Annotated in this window: 9 protein-coding genes and 1 CRISPR repeat array; of the genes, 7 read left to right on the top strand and 2 right to left on the bottom strand. The window is 63.1% G+C overall.

The features are described 5' to 3' along the window. Positions 1-29: 29 nt before the first annotated feature. Positions 30-1,568, bottom strand: coding sequence for an IS3 family transposase (locus AC0GNR_RS10890; protein ID WP_472900978.1), 1,539 nt, complete (start codon positions 1,566-1,568; stop codon positions 30-32). A gap of 99 nt (positions 1,569-1,667) precedes the next feature. On the opposite strand from AC0GNR_RS10890, the gene cas9 reads away from it, so the two are divergent. The 3 genes from cas9 to cas2 are packed head-to-tail and all read left to right on the top strand — an operon-like array spanning position 1,668 to position 4,437. Continuing rightward, positions 1,668-3,158, top strand: a complete 1,491-nt coding sequence (gene cas9, locus AC0GNR_RS10885; protein WP_472900977.1) for a type II CRISPR RNA-guided endonuclease Cas9 — start codon at positions 1,668-1,670, stop codon at positions 3,156-3,158. Positions 3,159-3,162: 4 nt separating this feature from the next. Continuing rightward, positions 3,163-4,092 (top strand): type II CRISPR-associated endonuclease Cas1, encoded by a 930-nt coding sequence (gene cas1, locus AC0GNR_RS10880; RefSeq protein ID WP_472900976.1) that lies wholly within the window; start codon positions 3,163-3,165, stop codon positions 4,090-4,092. 18 nt (positions 4,093-4,110) lie between these two features. Further along, entirely contained in the window at positions 4,111-4,437 is a 327-nt protein-coding gene (gene cas2 / locus AC0GNR_RS10875; RefSeq protein WP_472900975.1) for a CRISPR-associated endonuclease Cas2, read from the top strand. Positions 4,438-4,507: 70 nt separating this feature from the next. After that, positions 4,508-5,533: a CRISPR direct-repeat array (repeat unit 36 nt; unit sequence AGTCTAGACGATTGGGATATGAGCTCTGGCCGGAAC). Positions 5,534-5,720: 187 nt separating this feature from the next. Here the strand turns inward: cas2 and AC0GNR_RS10870 are convergent. After that, positions 5,721-6,611, bottom strand: coding sequence for an MOSC domain-containing protein (locus AC0GNR_RS10870; RefSeq protein WP_472900974.1), 891 nt, complete (start codon positions 6,609-6,611; stop codon positions 5,721-5,723). A 113-nt stretch (positions 6,612-6,724) separates the two neighbouring features. On the opposite strand from AC0GNR_RS10870, the gene AC0GNR_RS10865 reads away from it, so the two are divergent. The 4 genes from AC0GNR_RS10865 to AC0GNR_RS10850 are packed head-to-tail and all read left to right on the top strand — an operon-like array spanning position 6,725 to position 11,134. Then, positions 6,725-7,906: an FAD-dependent monooxygenase gene (locus AC0GNR_RS10865; RefSeq protein ID WP_472900973.1), complete on the top strand. Its 1,182-nt coding sequence runs from the start codon at positions 6,725-6,727 to the stop codon at positions 7,904-7,906. Between the two features lie 53 nt (positions 7,907-7,959). Next, entirely contained in the window at positions 7,960-8,673 is a 714-nt protein-coding gene (locus AC0GNR_RS10860) for a DsbC family protein (RefSeq protein WP_472900972.1), read from the top strand. A gap of 32 nt (positions 8,674-8,705) precedes the next feature. Then, entirely contained in the window at positions 8,706-9,197 is a 492-nt protein-coding gene (locus AC0GNR_RS10855) for a DUF3429 domain-containing protein (RefSeq protein ID WP_472900971.1), read from the top strand. Continuing rightward, on the top strand, positions 9,194-11,134 hold the full coding sequence (locus tag AC0GNR_RS10850) for a M61 family metallopeptidase (RefSeq protein WP_472900970.1): 1,941 nt from the start codon (positions 9,194-9,196) through the stop codon (positions 11,132-11,134). Before AC0GNR_RS10855 ends, AC0GNR_RS10850 begins: the two co-directional genes overlap by 4 nt. The last annotated feature ends 8 nt before the right edge of the window (positions 11,135-11,142 follow it).

Here is an 11,142-nt window from a genome sequence, read left to right as displayed (position 1 = left end):
GGGGGTGCAGCGTAATTCTTGGACTGGTTTCAGTTGATTAAGCCCAGACTTTCGCGGTACTCGATGGGGCTGAGGGAACCCAACGACATCTTGATCCGTTTTTCGTTGTACCAGAGGATGTACTCGTGCACCGCTCGGATGAACACCTCGATGGTGGTTGACTTCCAATCTCGCGGGTAGAACATCTCATTTTTCAGGCGCCCAAAGAAACCTTCGCAGGCCGCGTTGTCCGGTGAGCACCCCTTGCGCGACATCGACCGCGTCAGGTTCGCACGGTGCATCCGATCAAGCCAGCCCGGCCAGCGGTAATGGGCACCACGGTCGGAGTGAATGATCGGCTTGCTGTCGCACGATTTCACCGTGTCAATGGCAGCGTCTAGCATCGTGTTCACCAACTCGGAGTCCGGTCGGGTACCAAGCGTCCAGCTCACTACCATGCCGTCGAAGCAGTCGATCACAGGCGAGAGGTACACCTTTCCCGCCGGGATCTGAAACTCCGTAATGTCGGTGAGCCACTTCTCATTCGGTGTTGCCGCCTGGAAGTCACGATTGAGGAGGTTGTCGGGCGCAGGGCTGATCTCTCCGAGGTAGGACCCGTATCGACGCTTTTTGCGCGCGGGCACACTCAAGCCCTCCTGCTTCATCAGGCGCTGCACGACTTTTTCAGACAGGTGCAACTGGCGTCTGCCCAGCGCCGCACGCATGCGCCGGTAACCATAGCTGCGGTGGTTGCTCTGAAATACATCGGCAGCGGCAACCCGGGCGTCAGCGTATTTGTCAGGCCTTCGCTGGCGGGCGCAGTGGTAGAAGTAGGAACTTCGAGCCAGGTCAAGTTCGACGAGCAGCTCTGAGAGCGAGTAGATGGGCTTGAGGGCGTCAACCAGCAGAGTCTTCTCCCGATTGCTCAGGAGCTGAGGGTTGACGCCCAGGCCTTTTTTTAGCAGTTCATTGGCCTTCTTCAAGATGTCATGTTCGAGCTGAAGACGGTGAATGCTCTGTTGAAGCGACTCGACTTGGCGCTGCAGTTCGGCAGCATCAGGCACTGGCGGTGAATTGTTTTGACGTTTCATGGATGCGGGTACCTCGCGGCCGAGCAACTGGTTTTTCCAGTTGTACAGCGTAGGCCGACATACCGCCAGCTTCTGGGCGATTTCTTGTGCGCTGGTCTTTCGGGTGCAAAGCTCAATCACCGCTGCACTTTTAAGCTCGTCGGAGTGCAGGGTATTCGGTGCCCGGCCCACCATTCGGTGGCGAACTTCGGGGTGCAGCTCGTCAATCCACTTGGTCAGTAACGCCCGACCGGGATATCCCAAAGCCCGCATGGTCGAGGCAATGCACCGATCGTGATCAAGGTAGTGCTTCACCGCCGCATACTTCTGCTGATCGGAATACTTCTGTCCTGATCGCGAATACCCGACTCGCAGGTTCTGGCTCCGTTCGTACTCGCGGAACCAGCCAATGAGGGAGTTCTTGGTCGGATAGCCCAACTGGCGGATGGTGGCCCTGAGGCGCTTGCCAAGCTTGATGTAGAGCTTGACGGCTCGGATTCGGTCTTCGTAGGAATACATGAACTACCTCCAGGTAGTCCAAGTTTTTAGCCGCATCCCCAGGTCCGGGTTGTAGTCAACGCGCTCATCAAACGCTACGGGCATCCGTCTGAAGTGATCGTGGAAGTGGCGCGGGACCTAAAGCAAAGCCAGGATCAACGCAAGGAAGACAACGAGCGCCAGGCCAAAAACCAGCGACGCAATGAACGCTTGCGGGCCGACGCGGCAACCATCTTGCAAACCGTGCCGGAGCGGGTGCGCCATGCCGACATTCAAAAGCTGATCCTGTGGGAAGAGCTGAGCTTTGACCCGGCCGATCGGCGCTGCCCTTACAGCGGCGCGCAGATCAGCGCGCAGATGGTGTTGAGCGATCAAGTGGAAATCGAACACATCCTGCCTTTCTCACGAACCCTGGACGACAGCCTGAACAACAAGACCGTCGCCATGCGGCAAGCCAACCGCATCAAGGGCAACCGCACGCCATGGGACGCTCGTGCAGACTTTGAAGCACAGGGGTGGACCACAGCGGCCATGCTGGACCGTGCCGAGCAGATGCCGAAGAACAAGCGCTACAGGTTCGGTGAAGAGGGCTACCAACGCTGGCTACGGGAAGACAAGGACTTTCTCGCCCGCGCGCTGAACGACACGCGCTACCTCAGCAGGGTGGCCCGCGAATACCTCAGCCTGATCTGTCCGCATGCCACCCGTGTGATTCCCGGGCAAATGACGGCCATGCTGCGGGCCAAATTCGGTCTGAACGACATTCTGGGCCTGAACGGCGAGAAGAACCGCCACGACCACCGCCACCATGCGGTGGACGCGTGCGTGATCGCTGTCACCGACCAGGGCATGTTGCAACGCTTCGCGCAGGCCAGCGCCAGTGCACGCGAGCGGCAACTGAACCGCTTGGTGGACGACATGCCCCTGCCGTGGCCCAACTACCGAGACCACGTGGCACGGGCAGTGAACCACATCTGGGTTAGCCACAAGCCGGACCATGGCCATGAAGGTGCCATGCACAACGACACCGCGTATGCGCTGTTGGGAAATGGCATGGTGAGTGTGCGCAAGACGGTGGAGGGGATTCGTCAGAAAGAAACCGTCGCCCTCAAGGTGATCGAGTTTTCAAATGCCAAAGCCACCAACCGCCATGGCGTGCTGCCAGACGGATCACCGCGCCCGTACAAAGGCTACAAGGGCGACAGCAACTACTGCATCGAGATCGTTCGCAACGAGAAGGGGAAGTGGGAGGGCGAGGTTATTTCTACGTTTGAGGCGTACCGGTTGGTACGTCAGCACGGACTGCAACGATTGCGACATCCGACGCTGAGCGTGAGCGAGAAGCCTCTCGTGATGCGACTGATCAACGACGATTTGGTCCGCCTTGACTTCGACGAAAGAACACTGACATTGCGGATTGCAAAAATCGGGGGCAACGGACAGGTTTTCATGGCATCCCACCAAGAAGCAAATGTCGATGCACGCAACCGCGACAAAGACGACGCCTTTCAATACATATCGAAGATGGCCGGATCATTCCAAAAAGCCCGTAGTCGCCGCGTCACCATATCGCCTATCGGGGACCTCCTCGACCCCGGATTCAAGGAGTAGCCACATGATCGGCCGCATCGTCGAGGTGGCCGATGACCGGCGCCACCTGTTCATGCACCGTGGGTTCATGGTGGTGCAGGACACCGAGGGAGAACGCAAGGAACTGGGGCAGGTGCCGCTGGACGACATTGCCGCAGTCATCGCCAACGCCCACGGTCTGAGCTACACCAACAACCTGCTGGTGGCGCTCGCCGAGCGCGGTGCACCGTTTGTTCTTTGCGCCGCGAACCACAACGCGGTGGGCATGTTGCTACCCATCGAAGGCAACTTCGAGCAATCGCACCGGATTGAGGCGCAGATCGCCGCCAGCCAGCCGACCCACAAACGTTTGTGGGCCGCTGTGGTCAGGTCCAAGCTCGAACAACAAGCCGCAGCGCTTGAAGCCGCTGGAGCTCCTACTGCGCCGCTCACCGCCCTCGCGGCCAAAGTCAAAAGTGGCGACCCGGAAAACCTGGAAGCCCAAGGCGCAAGGCGCTACTGGACACTGTTGTTCGGCCCCGAATTCCGCCGAGACCAGAACGCCCCCGGCATCAATGCTTTGCTGAACTACGGCTATACCGTATTGCGCGCGGCCACCGCCCGCGCAGTGATCGCGGCGGGCCTGCATCCCAGCATCGGTCTTCACCACAGCCACGACAACAACGCCATGCGACTGGTGGACGATGTGATGGAGCCGTTTAGACCCGTCATTGACCTCAAGGTATGGCAGCTCAAACGCAACAACGAAGACCACGTCAACCCCGACACCAAACGGGCGATGGTGCGCACGCTGTACGACGACATGCAAAGCGATGCCGGAGCGACGCCCGTCATGGTCTGCGTGCAGAAACTGGCCACCTCACTGGCTCAGGTGTACGTCGGACAGCGCGAGAAACTCGACCTGCCATTGCCCGGGCTGCCGCTGGCGCTCGCAGCCGCCTTGCGCGACGAATGATGTGATGGGGCACACACCATGCTCACAGGGTATCGGCTGATGTGGATGGTGGTGATGTTTGACCTGCCGGTAGTGGAAAAGGCCGAGCGCAAAGCCGCTACAGACTTCCGAAACACCCTGCTGGACATGGGTTTTGAAATGAGCCAGTTCAGCGTGTACATGCGGTTCTGCACCAGCCCCGCGCAGGTAGACACCTACTGCAAACGGGTGGAGTCAGCGCTTCCCGAAGGCGGTAAAGTCAACATCTTGCAGTTCACCGACAAACAGTACGAGCGCATCGTCAGCTTCCATGGGCAAGCCAAGCAGCCCGCCAAAAAAGCACCCGACCAGTTCGATCTTTTCTGATTTCATCGATGGTTTTCAAGACCCGGAAAACGAAAAACCCCTTGACGAATCAAGGGGTTATCGAAGCTCTAGTCTAGACGATTGGGATATGAGCTCTGGCCGGAACACCGGCAGACCAATCACGCCGATGGCCAGCAGTCTAGACGATTGGGATATGAGCTCTGGCCGGAACACGTGGGTGACGGTCAAAGGCGCATTGGGAAGTCTAGACGATTGGGATATGAGCTCTGGCCGGAACAGCGTGACGTAGCGCGTGCCGGCCAGCTGCAGTCTAGACGATTGGGATATGAGCTCTGGCCGGAACTCAGCACCTCCAGGGCAATGTCGTCGTCGGAGTCTAGACGATTGGGATATGAGCTCTGGCCGGAACATCAGCCAGGAAATGCTGGCGCCGCTGTCTAGTCTAGACGATTGGGATATGAGCTCTGGCCGGAACTGAAACGCTCTACCCTCCCCATGTTTTTGAAGTCTAGACGATTGGGATATGAGCTCTGGCCGGAACTTTGTGGATCGGGCCGTGTCATGAGCCAGAAGTCTAGACGATTGGGATATGAGCTCTGGCCGGAACTTGCATCCAGGCAATGAATTCACCGCTCAGAGTCTAGACGATTGGGATATGAGCTCTGGCCGGAACACGCCCGCGCAGCAACCGAGAAAGACCGTGAGTCTAGACGATTGGGATATGAGCTCTGGCCGGAACCCGGCTGCGGCCACCATCGTGGCGGCCACAAGTCTAGACGATTGGGATATGAGCTCTGGCCGGAACTTTGCCGAGCAACACTTCCAGGAGCGTGTCAGTCTAGACGATTGGGATATGAGCTCTGGCCGGAACTCCCCGGTCTGACGGCTGAGCCTGCACCAGAGTCTAGACGATTGGGATATGAGCTCTGGCCGGAACTTGCAGCTCCAGCTTGTGGGTGACGATGTTAGTCTAGACGATTGGGATATGAGCTCTGGCCGGAACAGTACGCAGGTGCGGTGGAACTGAAGCTGAAGTCTAGACGATTGGGATATGAGCTCTGGCCGGAACTCACCGCGCGCAACACCACCACCTTCACCCAGTCTAGACGATTGGGATATGAGCTCTGGCCGGAACGGGGCTGACCGCCAGGGCGGGAGCAATGCATCGCTTCGCTGGCATTGCGCCCGCCCTGGCGGTCAGCCCCGCGCGCGCCGCGCGTTTGTTTATCAAGATCGAGTGTCGAGCGATTGGCGCAGCCGATTGACACCATCGATACTGAAAGCGATGACGGGCTGCCCAATACGCTCGACCAGTGAGGGAATCAAAACGCCCAGTCCGCCCCCACCGCCTGCCCGACCCGCAGCACCAGCCCGTCGCCCTGCAGCACGATGGCGTTCATGCCGAAGGTGACTGCGCCATTCAGGCGGGCGTCTTGGCGGTAGCCCTGCAAGGTGTCGCCCACTTCGGGTGACGTGGCGGCGGTGGCCGGGTCGATGTTGGGCATGGGGCAGCGGGCGCAGGGTTTCACCGCTTCAATCACGGCCTCGCCTTCTGCGGTGGCAATGTGCATCGGCCCTACGCGGTCTTCGTCGTGGGCCTCCACGCCTGCCAGCACGATGTTGGGGCGAAAGCGCTGCATGCTCACCGGCGCATGGCCGGCGGCGGCCAGGCGCTCGTTGAGCCCGGCCAACGACGCGGTGCTGGCCACCAGCAGGCCAAAACCGTCGGCAAACTGGGTGGTGGCTTCGCGCCCGTGGGTCCATTTTGGGCTGCACAAGCGGCGCACGGCGGGGTCAAAGCGGGCCAGGCGCAGGCGCTTCAGGTCGGCGGGGGCGTCGGGTCCCAGAAAGTCGCTGAACCATTGCGCGGCCACGTCGCCCATGTCGTAGGCGGCCACCTCGTCGTCCCACACGCGCACGCGCAGCGGCGTCTCGGCGGCGTCCAGCGCCAGGTGCAGCGCCAGCATGCCGGGGGCGCGCAGCACCAGCTGCCCCATTTTGAAGGCGGGCTGGATCAGCGCCATGCGCGGCAACTCGCGCTGGGTGACGAACTCGCCCTCGCTGTCCACCACCATCCAGGTGCGGTCGTAGGCCAGGCCGGTGTCGGTCAGCTCCGCTTCGGGCAGGGCAATGCCCGCACACGACTTGACCGGGTAGACCCAGAGCTGGTCGATGGTGGCTTGCACGTCTTGGGGGGCTGGTGTTGGGCTCATGGGTACTCCGGGCAAGCGGTCGTCGGGCGCGCACCCAAGGCTGCGCTGCCGGGGCCGTGGGGTCGTCGAAATGGGCAAAACCCCGGATTGTGCCCTGCTCCTAAAATCAGCCCATGTCTTCAACTCCCTCCGGTTCTTCTGCCCGCCGCCGATTCGACGTCACCATCCGCGGCGGTGGCGTGGTGGGCCAGACCCTCGCCCTGCTGCTGGCGCGCGAGCGCCTGCGTGTGGCGCTGGTCAGCCCGGCACCCCAGGCCAGCGGCACCGACGTGCGCGCCTACGCGCTGAACGCGGCGTCGCGCGCTTTGTTGCAGTCGGTGCGGGCCTGGCCCGAAACCGGTGCAGCGGTGCCCACCGGCGACCTGCCCGCCATCACCCCGGTGAGCGCCATGCAGGTGTGGGGCGACGATGGCGGTGAGGTGCAGTTTTCTTCTGGGGGCCTGGGTGCTGACGCGCTGACCTGGATCGTGGACGTGCCGGCGCTGGAGCGCCGCCTGGCCGACGCGGTGGGTTTTCAAAGCGGCATTGAATGCTTCACAGAAGCGCCGCCCGCCGCGCTCACGGTGGTGTGTGAGGGCAAACGCAGCCGCACCCGCGACGAACTGGGGCTGGAATTTGATGTGCGCCCTTACCCGCACAAAGCCCTGGCTGCGCGGCTGACCTGTGCACAACCGCACGGCGGCGTGGCGCGGCAGTGGTTCCAAAACGGCGAGATCATGGCCTTGCTGCCGCTGGGTGGCGCGCAAGGGAACTCTGTGGCGCTGGTGTGGTCACTCCCCACGCAGCAAGCTGACGAATGGCTGGCCGCACCCGCCGAAGCCCTGGCTGCGGCGGTGCAAACGCGTTGCGCCGCGGTGCTGGGCGACATGCAACTGGAGAGCCCGGCACAGGCCTGGCCGCTGGAGCTGTCGCGTGCACGCCGCTGGATCGCCCGCCTGCGCCCTGAAATGGGCGGTGGCGGTGTGGCCCTGGCGGGTGACGCGGCCCACGCCATGCACCCGCTGGCCGGGCAGGGACTCAACGTGGGCCTGGCCGACGTGGCCGAACTGGCGCGGGTGCTGCATGCGCGCGAGTACTGGCGCGAGCTGGGCGACCTGAAGCTGCTGCGGCGCTACGAGCGGGCGCGGCAAGCCGACGTGGCCGCCATGGGCTGGGTGACCGACGGGCTGTTTGGCCTGTTTTCCCACGCCGACAGCCGCGTTCAGGCCTTGCGCAACTGGGGCATGAAGGGGTTTGAACGCAGCGGTGCGCTCAAGACCTGGATCGCCCGGCAGGCTTCCGGCATCAGCGGCTGACACCGCAGACTTTTTTAAATCCCCACCCCACTGGCCCCAACCCGGGCACCGCCATGAAACCCATCAAAACCCTCTTGCTCATCCTGCTGGCCGCCCTGTCCATGGGCGCTGTGGCCCAGGAAGCCGCCATTCGCAAAAACCTGGCCGAGCGCCTGCCCAACCTGCCCAAGATCGACGAAGTGACCAAAACGCCGATGCCGGGCCTGTACGAGGTGCGCGTCAACCACAGCGAAATTTTCTACACGGACGAGCAAGGCAACTACCTGATTCAGGGCTCCATGATCGACACCAAGGCACGTGTCGACCTGACGGAACAGCGGCTGGAAAAGCTCACCGCCATTGCCTACAAAGACCTGCCGCTCAAGGACGCCTTCACCATCGTGCGGGGCAACGGCAAGCGCAAGATGGCCGTGTTTGAAGACCCCAACTGCGGCTACTGCAAGCGCTTCGAACGCGATCTGGTCAAGATCGACAACGTGACAGTGCATGTGTTTCTCTACCCCATCCTCAGCGCCGATTCGGGCGAAAAGTCGCGCAACATCTGGTGCGCCAAAGACAAAAGCAAAGCTTTCCTCGACTGGATGGTGCGCGACGTGACGCCCCCTGCCGCCAGCTGCGACGCCGCTGCGGTGGCCCGCAACGTGGAGTTTGGCAAAAAGGCCCGCATCACCGGCACGCCCACCATCATCTTTGCCGACGGCTCGCGTGTGCCCGGCGCCATTGACACAGCCCGCATTGAAAAATTCCTGACCGAAGCCAAGCCCTAAAACCGCGCGCAACCCAGCCCGAGCACCACCCCATGACCGCCGCCACCGCCAACCCTGTGTTGCACGACCCCAACGACACCGCCCTGGCCCGCACGCTGGGGCACGCCGGGCTGATTCCCTTTGTGTTGCTGGCCGCCCTGCTCTGGCTGGTCAACGTGGAACTGCAAGCCTGGGTGGCCATTGCGCTGGCCGGCTACGCGGCACTCATCGCGTCGTTCATGGGTGGCGTGCACTGGGGCATTGCCTGGCTGGCCGCCCGCCATGCCGCAGCACACGGCGAAGCACCCCACCACGCCCAGCGCAACCACCTGCTCTGGGGCGTGGTGCCCTCGCTGCTGGCCTGGCCGGGGCTGCTCATGCCGCCGTTTGCCGGCTTGGCCTGGCTGGGCTTTGTGCTGGTGTTGTGCTACCTGGCCGACCGCACTTTGTATGTGCGTGCCGGCCTGCAACACTGGCTCACGCTGCGCTTTCGCTTGTCCACCGTGGCCGCGCTGAGTTGCTTTGTGGGTGCGGGCGCCCTATGAGCGCGGCCCGCACCACCCGCGCCAAGGCACCCGCCCGCAGCGCCAGCCGCAGCGCCCCAGCGCCTGCCGGGCTGCACTACACCGTGTCGGTGCTCAGCGCGCAAGCCCACCTGTTTGCCGTCACGCTGCGCATTGACCAGCCGGCCAACAACCAGCGCGTCAGCCTGCCGGTGTGGATTCCGGGCAGCTACCTGGTGCGCGAGTTTTCCCAACACCTGCAAGGCCTGAGCGCCACCCAGGGCGGGCAGCCGGTGGCGCTCAAGCAGCTCGACAAACACCGCTGGCAAGCCGCTGCGGTGCCTGGCCAGCCGCTGGAGCTGCAATACGCCGTGTACGCACTCGACGCGTCGGTGCGCACCGCTTTTCTGGACACCACGCGCGGCTTCTTCAACCCCACCAGCCTGTGCCTGCAGGTGCTCGGCCAGGAAGACCAGCCGCACGCGCTGGAACTCGTGTCCGGCCCGGCCACCGCCGGCTGGCAGGTGGCTACCGGCCTGGCGCCACACAGCGTGGACAGCGACGGCTTTGGCCACTACCGCGCCCAGCACTACGACGAACTGGCCGACTGCCCGGTCGAAATGGGCCGCTTCTGGAGCGGCAGCTTCACCGCCGGCGGCGTGCCGCACCGCTTTGTGGTGAGCGGCGCCGGCGCCTGGTTGGACGGTGAGCGCCTGCTGGACGACACCCGCCGCATTTGCGAGGCGCAGATCGCGTTTTGGCATGGCGACGAAGCGCCGCCTTTTGAGCACTATGTGTTCATGATGCACGCCAGCGCCGACGGCTACGGCGGGCTGGAACACCGCAATTCCACCGCGCTTATTTGCCAGCGCGCCGACCTGCCGCGCCTGCATGCAACGCCCCCACGCTCCGCCGCGGCGCGGGTCGCTGCCCCCCAAGGGGGCGGTTTCACCTTGGGGCGGCCCGGCGGTGAAACGTCCACTGGCGCAGCAAAACCCGCCGCGCTCAAAGCCACCGACGGCTACACCACCCTGCTCGGACTCATCAGCCACGAGTACTTTCACACCTGGAACGTGAAGCGCTTGCGCCCGGCCGAGTTCGCGCGCTACGACTACACCCAGGAAAACTACACCGAGCTGCTGTGGTTTTTTGAAGGCTTCACCAGCTACTACGACGACCTGTTTTTGCGCCGTGCCGGCCTGATTGACGACGCGGCCTACCTGCAATTGCTGGCCAAGACCATCAACCAGGTGCTGCAGACGCCCGGGCGCCACCTGCAAAGCGTGGCACAGGCCAGCTTTGACGCCTGGGTGAAGTACTACCGGATCAACGAAAACACGCCCAACGCCACGGTGAGCTACTACACCAAGGGATCGCTGGTGGCCCTGTGCCTGGACCTGACCCTGCGCACTGAGGGCCACACCACGCTGGACGCGGTGATGCGCGAACTGTGGGAGCGCTGCAAGGGCGGCCCCATGCGCGAAGCCGATCTGCTGCGCGTGCTGAAAAAGCTGGGCAAGCGCCCGTTTGACACCGAACTGGCCCAATGGGTACACAGCACCAACGACCTACCCACCAGCGACCTGCTGCAAGGCCAGGGCGCCAAGCTGCACCACGACAAAGCACCGCTGGCCCAGCAACTGGGCTTGCGCGTGAGCGAGTCGGGCGGCCTCACCGTCAAGACCGTGCTGCGCGGCGGGGCCGCAGAGGCGGCCGGCCTGGCGGCGGGCGACGAATGGCTGGGCGTGGAAATGCCCGCGGCCAAGCGCGGAGCAACCGCTGAGGCCTGGCGCATCCACAAACTGGACGAACTGCTGATGCTGCGCGGGCAACGCACCCGGCTGGTGGCGCTGGTGGCGCGCGACAAGCGCTTGCTGCGCTGCACGCTGGACTGGCCCACCGAAAACCAGACCGTGCGCCTGACCGTGGCCGATGCCCCAAGGCTGGACGCCTGGCTGGCGCCCGCCTCACACGGCTGACCTGAGCG

The organism is Hydrogenophaga sp. LT287 (assembly GCF_055702805.1).
Note: the sequence above shows the minus strand (reverse complement) of the source record. Positions and strands in the feature narration are given on the sequence as shown.